This window comes from Citrobacter sp. C5_2 (assembly GCF_014596845.2).
Taxonomy (GTDB): Bacteria; Pseudomonadota; Gammaproteobacteria; order Enterobacterales; family Enterobacteriaceae; genus Citrobacter; species Citrobacter werkmanii.
Genome location: NZ_CP115032.1, coordinates 3,174,356 through 3,189,463 on the forward strand (window position 1 = coordinate 3,174,356; position 15,108 = coordinate 3,189,463).

At 51.3% G+C, this 15,108-nt stretch carries 14 protein-coding genes; 7 read left to right on the forward strand and 7 right to left on the reverse strand.

What is annotated here, in order from left to right:
• Positions 1-459 carry a methylglyoxal synthase gene (gene mgsA / locus ICA20_RS15645; RefSeq protein WP_038639442.1) on the forward strand — a complete coding sequence of 153 codons (459 nt, stop codon included), beginning with the start codon at positions 1-3 and terminating at the stop codon, positions 457-459.
• 32 nt (positions 460-491) lie between these two features.
• On the opposite strand, the gene helD is transcribed toward mgsA, so the two are convergent.
• Positions 492-2,546 carry a DNA helicase IV gene (helD, locus tag ICA20_RS15650; RefSeq protein WP_038639439.1) on the reverse strand — a complete coding sequence of 685 codons (2,055 nt, stop codon included), beginning with the start codon at positions 2,544-2,546 and terminating at the stop codon, positions 492-494.
• 125 nt (positions 2,547-2,671) lie between these two features.
• Between helD and ICA20_RS15655 the strand changes: the two genes are divergently transcribed.
• Together ICA20_RS15655 and yccS are read left to right on the forward strand one after the other, a co-directional pair.
• Positions 2,672-3,118 carry a YccF domain-containing protein gene (locus tag ICA20_RS15655; protein ID WP_038639436.1) on the forward strand — a complete coding sequence of 149 codons (447 nt, stop codon included), beginning with the start codon at positions 2,672-2,674 and terminating at the stop codon, positions 3,116-3,118.
• 18 nt (positions 3,119-3,136) lie between these two features.
• On the forward strand, positions 3,137-5,290 hold the full coding sequence (gene yccS, locus ICA20_RS15660; RefSeq protein ID WP_038643097.1) for a YccS family putative transporter: 2,154 nt from the start codon (positions 3,137-3,139) through the stop codon (positions 5,288-5,290).
• Here the strand turns inward: yccS and ICA20_RS15665 are convergent.
• A complete protein-coding gene (locus ICA20_RS15665; RefSeq protein WP_038639434.1) occupies positions 5,268-5,882 on the reverse strand; it encodes a TfoX/Sxy family DNA transformation protein in 615 nt (204 codons plus the stop codon). The two genes, yccS and ICA20_RS15665, sit on opposite strands and share 23 nt — an antisense overlap.
• A 216-nt stretch (positions 5,883-6,098) precedes the next feature.
• Between ICA20_RS15665 and sulA the strand changes: the two genes are divergently transcribed.
• Both sulA and ompA read left to right on the forward strand, forming a co-directional pair.
• Positions 6,099-6,608 carry an SOS-induced cell division inhibitor SulA gene (sulA, locus tag ICA20_RS15670; protein ID WP_038639432.1) on the forward strand — a complete coding sequence of 170 codons (510 nt, stop codon included), beginning with the start codon at positions 6,099-6,101 and terminating at the stop codon, positions 6,606-6,608.
• Between the two features lie 357 nt (positions 6,609-6,965).
• Positions 6,966-8,024 (forward strand): porin OmpA, encoded by a 1,059-nt coding sequence (gene ompA / locus ICA20_RS15675; RefSeq protein WP_038639429.1) that lies wholly within the window; start codon positions 6,966-6,968, stop codon positions 8,022-8,024.
• 98 nt (positions 8,025-8,122) lie between these two features.
• Here the strand turns inward: ompA and matP are convergent, their stop codons facing one another.
• Positions 8,123-8,575, reverse strand: a complete 453-nt coding sequence (gene matP / locus ICA20_RS15680) for a macrodomain Ter protein MatP (RefSeq protein ID WP_038639426.1) — start codon at positions 8,573-8,575, stop codon at positions 8,123-8,125.
• 185 nt (positions 8,576-8,760) lie between these two features.
• Between matP and ICA20_RS15685 the strand changes: the two genes are divergently transcribed.
• On the forward strand, positions 8,761-10,521 hold the full coding sequence (locus tag ICA20_RS15685; protein WP_038639423.1) for a Lon protease family protein: 1,761 nt from the start codon (positions 8,761-8,763) through the stop codon (positions 10,519-10,521).
• Positions 10,522-10,589: 68 nt separating this feature from the next.
• The gene (gene fabA / locus ICA20_RS15690) at positions 10,590-11,108 is read left to right on the forward strand and encodes a bifunctional 3-hydroxydecanoyl-ACP dehydratase/trans-2-decenoyl-ACP isomerase (protein WP_003035875.1); all 519 of its coding nucleotides are present in this window, start codon (positions 10,590-10,592) and stop codon (positions 11,106-11,108) included.
• 114 nt (positions 11,109-11,222) lie between these two features.
• Here fabA and rmf read toward each other — a convergent pair whose 3' ends face one another.
• The 4 genes from rmf to pqiA all read right to left on the reverse strand — a co-directional run bounded on the left by rmf (position 11,223) and on the right by pqiA (position 15,104).
• Positions 11,223-11,390, reverse strand: a complete 168-nt coding sequence (gene rmf, locus ICA20_RS15695) for a ribosome modulation factor (protein WP_071888121.1) — start codon at positions 11,388-11,390, stop codon at positions 11,223-11,225.
• 255 nt (positions 11,391-11,645) lie between these two features.
• On the reverse strand, positions 11,646-12,209 hold the full coding sequence (gene pqiC / locus ICA20_RS15700; protein ID WP_038639420.1) for a membrane integrity-associated transporter subunit PqiC: 564 nt from the start codon (positions 12,207-12,209) through the stop codon (positions 11,646-11,648).
• Positions 12,206-13,846, reverse strand: a complete 1,641-nt coding sequence (gene pqiB / locus ICA20_RS15705) for an intermembrane transport protein PqiB (protein ID WP_038639416.1) — start codon at positions 13,844-13,846, stop codon at positions 12,206-12,208. Before pqiB ends, pqiC begins: the two co-directional genes overlap by 4 nt.
• Positions 13,847-13,850: 4 nt before the next feature.
• Positions 13,851-15,104 carry a membrane integrity-associated transporter subunit PqiA gene (gene pqiA, locus ICA20_RS15710; protein ID WP_038639412.1) on the reverse strand — a complete coding sequence of 418 codons (1,254 nt, stop codon included), beginning with the start codon at positions 15,102-15,104 and terminating at the stop codon, positions 13,851-13,853.
• Positions 15,105-15,108: the final 4 nt, after the last annotated feature.

Consider the following 15,108-nt stretch of genomic DNA (forward strand, 5'->3'; position numbering starts at 1 on the left):
ATGGAATTAACGACTCGCACATTGCCAGCGCGTAAGCATATTGCGCTGGTGGCACACGATCACTGTAAAAATATGTTGATGAGCTGGGTGGAGCGCCACCAGCCGTTACTGGAAAAACACGTTCTGTATGCCACGGGAACAACAGGAAACTTAATTCAACGCGCGACAGGAATGGACGTCAACGCAATGCTGAGCGGTCCAATGGGGGGGGACCAGCAGGTGGGCGCGCTGATTTCAGAAGGGAAAATAGATGTGCTGATCTTCTTCTGGGATCCGCTCAACGCCGTTCCCCACGATCCTGATGTCAAAGCCCTGCTGCGCCTTGCCACAGTCTGGAACATTCCGGTCGCCACCAACGTGTCGACGGCAGATTTTATTATCCAGTCGCCAAACTTCAACGATGAGACGGACATACTGATCCCGGATTACGCCCGTTATCTGGCAGAACGCCTCAAATAATGCCCAGGCAGGCGGCAACTACCGCCTGCGTTTCAGGGTTTCCTCGTCACCGGGACATCCAGTCGCTTAAGCTCATCAACAAAACACGATGGTGTTTCTTTATTGAACAGCAACCACACCCGGTGACGTGCGCGCGTTAGTGCCACATACAGCAACCTTCGCTCTTCGGCATCCGGAAAATCTTCAACCGCCGGGAGCAGCGCCTCTTCCATAATCGACTCGCGGGCTGGCGCAGGAAAGCCATCATTACCCTCATGAAGACCGACGACAATAACGTAGTCCGCTTGCTGTCCTTTACTGGCATGGATAGTCATAAAATCCAGCGGTAACTTAGGCCAGCGGGTAGCCGCTTTCTCCAGACTGACCGGTTTCAGATGATGGTATCTCGCCAGGACCAAAATTCTCTCTTCTGTATTCACAAAACCCGACAGTTTATCCAGCAACAGATCCAACTGGTTTTCATCAAGCAAGGTGACGGCTTTTTTATCCCCTGTCATCAGGCTGTTGAGCGGTTTCGTAAGCTGATGGGGATTCTGTTGAATAAACCGATTTGCGACTTCACCAATACGGCTATTGAAACGGTAAGTCGTATCCAGATTACAGCGATCGCCCTCGCCAAAGTTTTGCTGGAATGCTGTGGTCAGCGAAAGTTGCGCCCCGCTAAACCGGTAAATGGCCTGCCAGTCATCGCCTACGGCAAACAGCGTAGTCTGCGAGTTTTGCTTGCGTAGCGCGGCCAACAAGGCGGCACGCTGAGGAGAAATATCCTGAAATTCATCGACCAGAATATGCTTCCAGGGACTGATAAACCGCCCTTTTTCCAGAATAACAATGGCCTGATGGATTAACCCGGAAAAATCGACGGCATTCTCGTCCTTCAGGGCGCTCTTCCAGGCTTTGAGCAGGGGCGCCATGAGCTTTATACGTTTACTGAACAGGTCGCGGATCTCCTGCGGAGCATTGGCAATCATCTCCGCCTGCGCTCCGCCATGCATACGCATCAGGCTAACCCAGCGATCGAGCCGGGAGGCCAAACGCCGCTGTAACTTTTCGTCGTCCCAGAAGTTACCTTCGGGTACAGGCCACTGCATCTCTTCTTCTAACCATTGTCGCCAACCTTTGGCCTGCGCTTTTTTCTCGCTGCACTGCTGACGCCAGGTAGTAATGAAGAGTTTGCTGCGCGCAACGGCGTCATTTTCCAGCTTGCTAACTGTCGGGACTTTTTTGCTGCCCTGCGAAATGATATGCAGCGCCAGTGAATGAAACGTCCGCGCGGTGACCTCATCCGTATGCAGACGTTCACGGATGCGGTCATCCATCTCCTGAGCCGCTTTACGACCGAACGCCAGCAACAGAATTTGTTCTGCCACCGCCTCGCCTCGCGCCAACAGCCAGCCCGCACGGGCAACCAGAACCGATGTTTTGCCGCTTCCCGCCCCGGCAAGTACCAGTAAGGCTTGCTCACCATTTACCACCGCGCGCGCCTGGGCAGGGTTCAGCGGCGAAGATTCAATGTGCTGGAAAAACTCGGCATGCTCTGCCAGCATCGCATCGGTATAGGCCTGATTGTGCTGTAAACGACAGGCCTCAATATCCTGCAACCATGCCTGGCATTGGCGTAACGCTTCACGACAATTTTCAAATTCTTCCAGCCGCTTCACCGGTAGCGGCAACGCCGCAAAGGCACGGAGGATCTGCTGTTGCAATCCTGAGGTTTGGCTACGTGTCAGCCATTTATTTTCACTTGTCCGGGCCGCAATCGCATCCAATTGTTGCTGTAACACTCCAGCAGCCACCTCACTCATTTCCTGGCTCCACTGCTGCCAGAGCGTATTTAAATGGTGATGGAAGCGTTGGGTTTCCGCCCATTCTGTGCCGTGAAGCCGTACCACCTTATCATCCGGAAGCACAAACTCCAGCTCTCCCCACACCAGGCCGCGTTTGCAATGAATAGCCAATAACTGGTTGAAGGGAATAAGATACTCGTGACGATCGCCGGAAACTTTAATCCCGGCATTGAGAATAACGGCCCGATCGTAAGGGTGTTGCGCCAGACGTTTTCCAAGAGAAGTTGCTTTCAGTTCCATAAGACTCAAGCGGATCCACACGAAGAGGTTTGCATATCAGTGTAACCGCCAGAGAAAACGTGCTCCAGCCCAAAAAAACGTTACAATTGCCGAATTCACAGAAAACCAGAGTTAATCGAGGGTTTATGCGTACTGTTCTGAATATTTTAAATTTTGTGCTAGGTGGGTTCGCCACCACCTTAGCCTGGTTATTGGCTACGCTGGTCAGTATTGTGCTTATTTTTACTTTACCCTTGACCCGGTCATGCTGGGAAATAACCCGACTCTCGCTATTTCCCTATGGCAACGAAGCGATTCATGTCGATGAACTTAATCCGGCAGGGAAAAATGTGCTTCTTAATACCGGTGGCACATTGCTCAATATTTTCTGGCTGATTTTCTTCGGTTGGTGGCTGTGCCTGATGCACATTGTCTCCGGCATTGCCCAGTGCATTTCGATTATTGGTATTCCGGTGGGTATTGCGAACTTTAAAATTGCCGCTATTGCGCTCTGGCCGGTGGGGCGTCGGGTGGTTTCAGTCGAAGTTGCCCGCGCAGCGCGTGAAGCCAATGCGCGCCGTCGCTTTGAATAATCAGGACTGATGGCCTTTATGTTAAGTCCGCTGCTTAAACGCTATACCTGGAACAGCACCTGGCTGTACTACGTAAGAATTTTTATCGCGCTTTGTGGCACAACAGCGCTACCCTGGTGGCTGGGCGATGTTAAGCTGACCATCCCGCTCACGCTGGGTATGGTCGCTGCCGCGCTGACCGATCTGGACGATCGCCTCGCTGGCCGACTGCGCAATTTGATCATTACATTGATCTGCTTTTTTATTGCCTCGGCCTCCGTAGAACTGCTCTTCCCATGGCCATGGCTGTTTGCCATTGGGTTAACGCTTTCCACCAGCGGCTTCATTCTGCTGGGGGGCTTAGGCCAGCGCTATGCAACCATCGCCTTTGGTGCGTTGTTGATTGCCATTTATACCATGCTGGGAACGTCGCTTTACGATCAGTGGTATCAGCAGCCGATCCTGTTGCTCGCTGGCGCTATCTGGTACAACCTTCTGACGCTGACCGGGCATCTTCTGTTCCCCATCCGCCCACTGCAGGACAACCTGGCGCGTAGCTACGAACAGTTAGCGCACTACCTGGAACTGAAATCACGCCTTTTTGATCCCGACATTGAAGATGAAAGCCAGGCGCCGTTGTATGATTTGGCCCTCGCTAATGGGCAATTGATGGCGACGCTAAACCAGACAAAGGTATCGTTACTGACTCGCCTGCGCGGCGACCGCGGTCAGCGCGGAACGCGTCGCACGCTACATTACTATTTTGTAGCGCAGGATATTCACGAACGCGCCAGCTCCTCCCATATTCAGTATCAAACGCTACGCGACCATTTCCGTCACAGCGACGTGATGTTTCGCTTCCAGCGCTTGATGTCGATGCAGGGGCAAGCCTGCACCCAGTTGTCCCGCTGTATTTTATTACGCACGCCTTACCAGCACGATCCGCACTTTGAGCGCGTCTTCACGCATATAGATGCCGCCCTCGAGCGTATGCGTGCGAGCGGTGCGCCTGCAGACCTGCTCAACACGCTGGGATTTTTGCTCTCAAACCTGCGAGCTATCGACGCCCAACTGGCCACCATCGAGTCAGAGCAGGCCCAGGTACTCTCGCGTAATGAGTCTGAAAATCAGCTTGCCGATGACAGTCCGCATGGGTTCAGCGATATCTGGTTACGTCTGAGCCGTAATTTTACGCCTGAGTCAGCCCTGTTTCGCCATGCAGTACGCATGTCGCTGGTGCTTTGTGTCGGCTATGCCATCATCCAGATTACCGGGATGAACCACGGATACTGGATCCTGCTGACCAGTCTGTTTGTCTGTCAGCCAAACTACAACGCCACCCGACATCGCCTGGCGCTAAGGATTATCGGTACATTGGTAGGAATCGCCATTGGTTTACCTATCCTGTGGTTCGTTCCCTCTCTGGAAGGTCAGTTGATACTTTTGGTGATCACTGGCGTACTGTTTTTTGCCTTTCGCAACGTCCAGTATGCGCACGCCACGATGTTTATCACGCTGCTGGTACTGCTGTGCTTTAATCTGCTCGGTGAAGGTTTCGAAGTTGCGCTGCCGCGCGTTATCGATACGCTGATAGGGTGTGCCATCGCATGGGCTGCCGTGAGTTTCATCTGGCCTGACTGGCGTTTTCGTAACCTGCCGCGTGTCATTGAGCGGGCCACTGACGCAAACTGTCGTTACCTCGATGCTATTCTCGAACAATATCATCAGGGTCGTGATAATCGTATGGCATACCGTATCGCCCGTCGTGACGCGCACAATCGTGATGCAGAGCTTGCCTCCGTGGTGTCGAACATGTCGAGTGAACCGGATGTCACGGCCCAAACGCGAGAAACAGCATTTCGCTTGCTGTGCCTCAATCATACGTTTACCAGTTACATTTCCGCCCTTGGCGCACACCGCGAACAGTTAACCAACCCGGAAGTTCTGGCATTACTGGATGATGCCGTCTGCTACGTTGATGACGCGCTTCACTATCAACCCGCAGACGAACAGCGCGTCTACCAGGCGCTGGAGGGGCTGAAGCATCGAATTCAGCATCTTGAGCCACGTCCGGATAGTAAAGAACCGCTTGTTATACAGCAGGTTGGGCTATTGATCGCCCTGCTACCGGAAATCCGGCGATTACAACAGCAAATTGCCATGCTGCCTTCTAATACCCCGGCTCCGGCGTAAGAGAACTGACCCACTCCACCAGCTCCTGGCGACGGACCGCCGGGAGCGCAGCTTCATGCATGCCACTGACCGCACCTTCAAGGGCATAAAGTATTTTTACCGTCAGGGCTGGATTGTTTTGCCGCAGTTTCAGCCAGCACATTTGGGCGCCCAACGTTCGCAATGTTCCCTCATCTTTAATCCCTGCTTCATTTAGCAGGGTCTCCAGATGAAACGTCATATTTGGTAGTTCCCGCAGACGATGTTGAGCAAAGCGACTCTGTTTTTCCTTAACAGCAGCATCCAATGAGTACCGCGATAACGACACCAACTGCTGCTGGTTTTGCCACAGCGCATCATTCACCTGATAGTAGTTGAGTACCACCGGACGCCCGCGCTTTATAAATGTCAGCCAGACAGGCGAATTTTTTACACAGTACTGTACGCTCTGTTCGCAGGCCCGAAGATATAACTCACCGTTGGCGACCATAGCAAAGACCGTATCCCCAACCGTCAGACTGTAACTGCCAAATAATGAGCGATAGTGAATTGTTCCCAGAGACGCCAGATATTCTTGTGATTTATAGATCTTTGCATAAGAAAGTTCTTTCATAAAAATCCTTTTAAATCATAACGTAAGCAAATGATTTTCAATAACAGATCCGTTAATGACGAAAATAGGCAACTTATTCACACGGGGCAAGATGAATTTTATTTTTCCCGTAACTACGACTAAAAATTGCGAACCTGTTTCCGAAAATAAGGTTGATCTTTGTTGATAGCAGGGTTACTGTATATCCATACAGTAACTCACAGGGCTGGATTGATTATGTACACTTCAGGCTATGCAAATCGTTCTTCGTCGTTCTCTTCCACATCAAGCAACATTGCGCGCGTTTCATCAGAGAACGCAACCGCTGGGCTTATCAGTGAAGTGGTCTATCGCGAGGACCAGCCCATGATGACGCAACTACTGCTGCTTCCCCTGCTGCAGCAATTAGGGCAGCAATCGCGCTGGCAGTTGTGGCTGACGCCTCAGCAAAAATTAAGCCGGGAGTGGGTACAGTCAGCCGGGCTTCCATTGACAAAAGTGATGCAGATTCGCCAACTCTCCCCCTGCAATACGCTGGAATCGATGATCCGTGCGCTGCGCACAGGTAATTACAGCGTCGTTATCGGCTGGCTGGGAGAAGAGTTAACGGAAGACGAACACGCTGAACTGGTTAAAGCGGCTGAAGAAGGAAATGCTATGGGATTTATCATGCGTCCTGTTCGCGCACAGTCACTTGCGGGGAGACAGCATTCCGGGCTAAAAATTCACTCGAATTTGTATCATTGAGTAAAATTAGGATTTATCCTGGAATTTTTTTTCATGCTTCAATTTGCCTTTGAGCTTTAACGCGTTTTTCGTGCGAACGCCTGTCTCAAGCGGTTTTCAGGAAATCTCCAGTGCATTTAGACATCAATAAATGTTAAATATTATGTATACAAGCCTTTTTTTTTCATATGCCTGACGGACTTCACACTTGTAAGTTTTCAACTACGTTGTAGACTTTACATCGCCAGGGGTGCTCGGCGTAAGCCGCAGATATCGGTAGAGTAACTATTGAACTGGTCCCCGGGTGAAGGATTTAACCGTGTTATCTCTCTTCGGAGATATTCATGGCGAATTTTGGATGATAACGAGGCGCAAAAAATGAAAAAGACAGCTATCGCAATTGCAGTGGCACTGGCTGGTTTCGCTACCGTGGCGCAGGCCGCTCCGAAAGATAACACCTGGTACGCTGGTGCTAAACTGGGCTGGTCTCAGTACCATGATATTGGCAACAACCAGATCAACAACGCCGGCCCTACCCACGAAAGCCAACTGGGTGCTGGTGCGTTCGGTGGTTATCAGGTTAACCCGTACGTTGGTTTCGAAATGGGTTATGACTGGTTAGGCCGTATGCCGTACAAAGGCTACACTGACCAGACTCACAACAACGGCGCTTTCAAAGCTCAGGGCGTTCAGCTGACCGCTAAACTGGGTTACCCAATCACTGACGATCTGGACGTTTATACCCGTCTGGGTGGTATGGTTTGGCGTGCAGACGCTAAAAACAACACCGGCTTCAAAGACCACGACACTGGTGTATCCCCAGTATTCGCTGGTGGCGTAGAGTATGCAATTACTCCTGAAATCGCTACCCGTCTGGAATACCAGTGGACCAACAACATCGGTGACGCGAACACCGTTGGCGGTCGTCCGGATAACGGTCTGTTAAGCGTTGGTGTTTCTTATCGTTTCGGCCAGCAGGAAGAAGCAGCTCCAGTAGTTGTTGCTCCGGCTCCGGCTCCAGAAGTACAGACCAAGCACTTCACTCTGAAGTCTGACGTTCTGTTCAACTTCAACAAAGCAACTCTGAAACCAGAAGGCCAGCAGGCTCTGGACCAGATGTACAGCCAGCTGAGCAACCTGGATCCGAAAGACGGTTCCGTAGTGGTTCTGGGCTTCACTGACCGCATCGGTTCTGACGCTTACAACCAGGGTCTGTCCGAGAAACGTGCTCAGTCCGTTGTTGATTACCTGATCTCTAAAGGTATTCCTTCTGACAAAATCTCTGCACGTGGCATGGGCGAATCTAACCCGGTTACTGGCAACACCTGTGACAACGTGAAAGCTCGCGCTGCACTGATCGACTGCCTGGCTCCGGATCGTCGTGTTGAGATCGAAGTTAAAGGTATCAAAGACGTTGTAACTCAGCCTCAGGCTTAAGTTATCGTCTTATAAAAAAACCCCGCATCGCGGGGTTTTTTTTCATCTGTGTTTTAATCAAAGCACACGACTACGTCACCCATTAAAGCACCCTGCCACTACTCTTTTCCCAGCAGTGCCTGTAAATCCTGTTTTAAGGTTGACATTTTATTCGCGTACTTCTCTTTATGTTCCGCATCTTCAATCAGTTGCACAATGGTTTCAGAAAGCGTTTTACTGCGCCGCTGGGCAAGGCCTGCTAAGCGTTGCCAAACCATGAATTCCAGATCGATAGATTTCTTTCGTGTATGCTGATGCTCAGCATTAAAATGCCGCTTGCGCCTCGCCCGTATGGTCTGTTTCATACGATTGAGTAGCGCAGGGTTCATGTGTTCTTCAATCCAGGTATTGACCCGAACCGGTTCATTTTCGAGGGTTAGCAATAAATCAACGGCTTCTTTGGCAGCGCTGGCCTCTACGTAACGGGTTATTAATTCCCCCTCACGATGCTTCTTCACCAGGTACTTCCACTTCCAGCCGCTTTCAAGATTTTCAAGTTGTTGATATTTCATTGCGATCTCAATGTTACCGTGTAACTCTTATCAGAATATCAGCTTTTTGAGCAACTGAAGAAAAGAATATCCAGCCTGTGAACTGCCGCGCGTCATCACTTCCGTTTCGCGGTGCTTTCCAGGTGTGTAGTGATGAGGGTTACGGTATAATCTCGTTTTTAACAACAGACTAAAAAACATCAACTTTGACCATTACGAAACTTGCATGGCGTGATCTGGTTCCTGATACCGACAGTTATCAGGAAGTATTTGCACAGCCGCACGTCACTGACGACACCGATACCTTACTTAGTGATACTCAGCCACGTTTACAATTCGCGCTAGAGCAGCTTCTGCAGCACTGGACGACGTCCTCGTTCATGCTGGTAAAAGCACCGGAAGAGCTTGAATACCTTAACCTTATTGCAACTGCTGCACATACACTGCACACGGACGCAGGACGCCTGACTGGGGGTCATTATGATATCTCTGGTCACACTATCCGCTATCGTACAGCGGAAAAAGCAGAAGACAATTTTGCGACGCTAACTCAGGTGGTCAACGCTGACTGGGTTGAAGCCGAGCAACTGTTTGGCTGCCTGCGTCAGTTCAATGGCGATATTTCCCTGCAACCAGGTCTGGTACATCAGGCGAATGGTGGGGTGTTGGTTATCTCATTACGCACTCTGCTGGCCCAACCGCTGTTGTGGATGCGTCTGAAAGCCATTGTCAGCCACGAGCGCTTTGACTGGGTAGCTTTTGATGAGTCTCGCCCATTGCCCGTTTCCGTTCCGCCTATGCCGCTTAAACTGAAAGTGATTTTAGTCGGGGAGCGTGAATCACTGGCAGATTTTCAGGACATGGAGCCAGAACTGGCTGAGCAGGCCATCTACAGCGAATTTGAAGACAACCTGCAGATAGTCGATGCCGAAACCATGACCCAGTGGTGCCAGTGGGTAACGCATACCGCCACGCGCAACAATTTGCCCTACCCCGCGCCTGATGCCTGGCAGGTTCTAATCCGCGAAGCTGTGCGCTATACCGGCGAACAGGATACGTTGCCGCTTAACCCCTTGTGGATCATCCGACAGTTCAAAGAAGTGGCCCCGCTATGCGCGAGCGAAACCTGCACAGCGGAACAGTTCAGCCTGATGCTGGCGCAGCGCGAATGGCGGGAAGGATTCCTGGCCGAACGTATGCAGGATGAGATCCTGCAAGAGCAAATCCTTATCGAAACGGAAGGCGAGCGAATTGGTCAGATCAACGCCCTGTCGGTCATTGAGTTTCCGGGTCATCCTCGCGCGTTTGGAGAACCATCACGTATCAGTTGCGTGGTGCATATTGGCGATGGCGAATTCACAGATATTGAGCGCAAAGCCGAGCTGGGAGGAAATATTCATGCCAAGGGGATGATGATTATGCAGGCGTTCCTGATGTCTGAACTCCAGCTTGAGCAGCAAATTCCCTTCTCGGCCTCGCTGACCTTTGAACAATCATACAGCGAAGTTGATGGTGACAGCGCGTCCATGGCGGAGTTGTGCGCATTGATTAGCGCTCTCGCCGACGTCCCTGTGAATCAAAGCATCGCCATTACGGGTTCTGTTGATCAATTTGGTCGGGCGCAACCTGTCGGCGGTCTTAACGAGAAAATTGAAGGTTTCTTCGCCATCTGCCAGCAGCGTGAGCTGACAGGTACTCAGGGCGTTATCATTCCATCAGCTAATGTCAGACATCTGAGCCTGCAACCGGCACTGCTACAGGCCATAGAAGAAGAAAAATTCACTATCTGGGCGGTGGACGACGTAACCGATGCATTGCCGCTATTACTAAATCTGGTGTGGGATGGCGAAGGCCAGACAACGCTGATGCAAACCATCCAGGAACGTATTGCGACAGCAACGCAACAGGAAGGCCGTCACCGTTTTCCATGGCCGCTACGTTGGCTGAACTGGATTATTCCGAACTGATCGGACTTGTTCAGCGTACACGTGTTAGCTATCCTGCGTGCTTCAATAAAATAAGGCTTACAGAGAACATGGTAGATAAACGCGAATCCTATACAAAAGAAGACCTTCTTGCCTCTGGTCGCGGTGAGCTGTTTGGCGCAAAAGGCCCGCAACTGCCTGCACCAAGCATGCTGATGATGGACCGTGTCATTAAGATGACCGAAACCGGTGGCAACTTTGACAAAGGTTATGTTGAAGCTGAACTGGATATTAACCCGGACCTGTGGTTCTTCGGATGTCACTTCATCGGCGATCCGGTAATGCCAGGCTGCCTGGGTCTGGATGCCATGTGGCAGCTGGTTGGATTCTATCTCGGGTGGCTGGGCGGCGAAGGTAAAGGCCGCGCGCTGGGCGTAGGCGAAGTGAAATTCACCGGTCAGGTTCTGCCGACTGCGAAGAAAGTCACTTACCGCATTCACTTCAAACGCATCGTTAACCGTCGCCTGATCATGGGCCTGGCTGATGGCGAAGTGCTGGTTGATGGTCGTCTGATCTACACCGCAAACGATCTGAAAGTGGGTCTTTTCCAGGACACTTCCGCGTTCTAATCGCAGAGATCAGGCGTTGCTTCGTTGTCGGATGACAGCGTAAACGCCTTATCCGGTCTGCAAAAAGGCGAAACCTCCGCTCTGCGGAGGTTTCTTTTATCTAAAGAGACAGAATCAGGCCATTAAAACCCTATCCCCCATGGCTTCTCGCCAGCCTCCCAGCCAGTATGATCTCTGATTCAGCGCCTGATAGGGACACATTTCTTTTGAGCGTCCGGCAATGCCGGCCTGATATCCACGTTGATGTGCCCGTTCCAGGCGATCTCGTTTTTGTCTCTTCATGCCTCGTTTCCCTCATCTTTAGTTCTGGTGGAAAAGAAAACAGTGATTACTAAGTGTGCAATCACACTAAACGAATACCCCTAAACATCAGGCTCGTCAATGCGCAAAATTCACGCCAGTGTCATATTTGTGAGCTACCCGCGAAATCATTTGTACAAAAAAAATCAGACAGAACAGTTATCTCCACGGCTAAAAAATAAAAAAAACCGCCCCGGGCAATGAACCAGGGGCGGCATAATTTACAATTATTTAAGCTTAAGGGATGCGTTTCAGCTCTTGAGCTATGGCCGTCGCTTCCTGACTCCAGGCGCTGGCGAGAACCTTCACCATCTCATCGTAGCCGTCCCTGGTCTGCACTGCTTCGATGTGAAACGGACGCTTGATCAACTGCCCCTGGTGATTCAGTAACCATTCGCCGCTGACAATAACCTTCCCATCGTACCTACCGTGGAAGCCGGTCACAGTGACGTTCAGCGTGTCCTGCGTGCTTCCCAGCGGCTGCGAAGCGACAACCCAGCCAGGTAATTGCATACTGAGGTTCGTCACCAGCGTATTGCGCAATTGCTGATCTAAAGGACTGGCCCAGAGATTATTATTCGCTATCACATATTGCACATCGCTGGTCTGGTAAACCACCCCATTACCCGCCAGATAGTCCGGCACCGCAATCTGCTCAACCCACAGCAGCCGGTTACCCTGGTTGGCGGAGCTTTGGACGCCCCCTTGCGCGATAGGAAGCTGGTAATAGCTTTTATTTTCTCCGCTGGAGCTGCATGACGTCAGCCAGACCGCCATCATCACCACTAGCCACTTTTTCATTGTTTCGCCCTCTTCGGCTCTGGATCTTTTTTGTCCTTCGCTTCAAATACCAGCGCATTGCTCTTATCGTTCAACGTTTTCAGTACCGGTTGCAGTTCGCGCAGTACCTGATCAAGACGCTGCATATCCGCCACCATCTTGTTGTAGGCTGCCGAGCCCGGCTGGAAGCCCTGCATGCTACGATTAAGTTCACGCAACGTATTTTGCATATCCGCCGGAAGATCCTGCATTGACTGGCTGGATGTGATCTTATTCATATTATCCAGCGTGGTTTGCAGATGCTTCATCGTACGCTGGCTTTCTGACAACGTATTGGTCGCCTGCTCAATCATCGGGTTCAACGGCAGATTATTAATCTTATCCAGCGCTTCCATCAGGCGCTGCTGGATCTGCGCTAAACCGCCACTCACCGTCGGGATAATCTGATAACCATTAAATTCTCGTACACCACTAATCGGTGGTTCTTTCGGGTAGAAGTCGAGATCGACATACAGCGCGCCGGTCACCAGATTCCCGGTTTTCAGCGATGCGCGTAATCCGCGTTTGAGCAATTGCTCCAGATGAGCGCCAACATCAGTGTCCTCGCCCAGCTGTGCTTTCAGGCGCTCAGGCTCGATGCGTACCAACACCGGAATGCGGTAATCATTGTTAAATACCTGACGCATGTTCGGTGAGAAGAAAGGTACTTTACTCACCGTCCCCAGACGAATGCCGCGGAATTCCAGTGGCGCGCCTGGCTGCAGGCCACGAATCGAATCCTTAAAGAACATCAGGTAGTCAATATGATCGGTATACAGGGAATCCTGAATACTTTTTTGATCGTCATAAAGATTAAACGCGGACTGTTGCCCAACCGGCTCACCTTGTTCTAAACCTTCTGGCACGTCAAAACTTACGCCTCCGCCAAACAGCGTGGAGAGCGATCCCATTTCCACACGCATACCTGCGGAGGTAAGATCCACGGCGATCCCACTGTCTTTCCAGAAACGCACATTGCTGGTCACCAGACGATCGTTGGGCGCATTAATGAAAAGCTGGTAGCTGATAGTACGCTTTTGCGCATCGAAGGTGCTGGTCTCAACCGACCCCACACGATATCCACGGAACAATACCGGATCGCCCGGGCTTAACTGCCCGGCTTTTTTACTGTCCAGTATCACGCGGATCCCTTTCGCATCTGGCGGTGCCAGCGGCGGTGAGTCCAGTAGTTGGTAATTTTCCAGCTTATTACCTTTATTGCCGGGCTGCAGTTCAATATATGCCCCGGACAATAGCGTGCCCAGACCGCTGATACCTTCACGACCAACCTGCGGCTTCACCACCCAAAAAACAGAGTCTTTATGCAGCAGCTTTTCCATTCCGGAGTTAAGACGAGCTTTAATCTCCACATGGGTCAAATCGTCCGTCAGAGTCGCGCTCTCGACGATGCCGACATCCACGCTGCGGCTTTTAATCGTCGTTTTGCCGCCTTCAATCCCTTCGGCATTGGTGGTAATCAGCGTGACTTCCGGCCCCTGATGGCTGTAATGATAAAACAGGACCCACGCGCCAATAAGCGCAGTAACGATCGGGAATATCCACACGGGCGACCAGTTTTTCACCTTCTGCACTTTGGCTTCCCCACTTTTAGATTCCATGCTGTCAGGACTCCTCATGATCTGGTTCTGGTTCACGGTCCCACGACAGACGCGGATCAAATGTCATCGCAGAAAACATTGTCATAATGACGACTAAAGCAAACATCAAAGCACCCATTGCAGGATAAATGTTCATTAACCCTCCCATGCGCACCAGCGCAGAGAGTACCGCAATCACAAAAACGTCGATCATTGACCAGCGACCGACAAATTCCACCACTTCATAAATCAAGTGCATACGTTCACTGTCACGTTTGCCGTGACCCTTGGCATCCCAACATAGCCAGGCAATGGCAATCATTTTCAACGTCGGCACCATAATACTGGCGATAAAGATAACCGCCGCCACCGGATAAGAGCCCTCACTCCAAATCAAAACCACGCCTTCAAGAATCGTTGACGGCAATTTGGATCCGAGCAAATCGGTAATCATGATCGGCAGGATGTTGGCAGGAAGATAAAGCATGATTGACGTGAACAATAACGCCATCGTCCATTGCAGACTGTTTTTGCGACGCACGTAGCCTTTCGTCTCGCAGCGCGGGCACACCCGTTCGTCAGCGGGAAGAATCGCGGTGCAGCAGGAACAAGAACGCAACCCCTGCCGGATGCCGGGCACGCCTGGCTTTAATTCCTGGTTAATGACAGGCATTGGCGCAATATCATCCCACAGCCAACGGCGGTCAACGCACTGGAACGCCCGTAGCTGTAGTACACAAAAGAAGCACCATGGGATGAAACTGCTGCCCACGCCGATATCACCATAAGCCATTAGCTTAACGAAACTGACCAGCACTCCGGCGAGGAAGATTTCCGCCATCCCCCAGCTTTTCAACTGGAACAGGACGCGCGCAAGCCTGGCCTTTAGCCAGCCAGGCATTTCGGCACGGTTCACCAGCAGCAGAATAGTCAGTAAACAAAACGCGGGAACCAACTGGACGAATAATAAAAAAAACGTGCCGAGGCTGGCGTAATCTTCAGAGAAGAGCACGCTGGGGATTTCCAGCAACGTCACTTCGCTGCTTACCCCTGCGACGTTCATATTCACAAAAGGGAAGAGGTTTGATAAAAGCAGCATGAACAGCGCTGCTAAAACATAGGCAGTAGGACGCTGCCTCGGCGCGTCCCACTCAACCGTTAACGTAGTGCCACATCGTGGACATGCCGCTTTTTGACCATGCTCAAGGCGCGGTAACGCCACCAGCATGTCACACTGCGAACACAAAATATGCTTCGCGGCATGGTGATGTTCGCACATATGT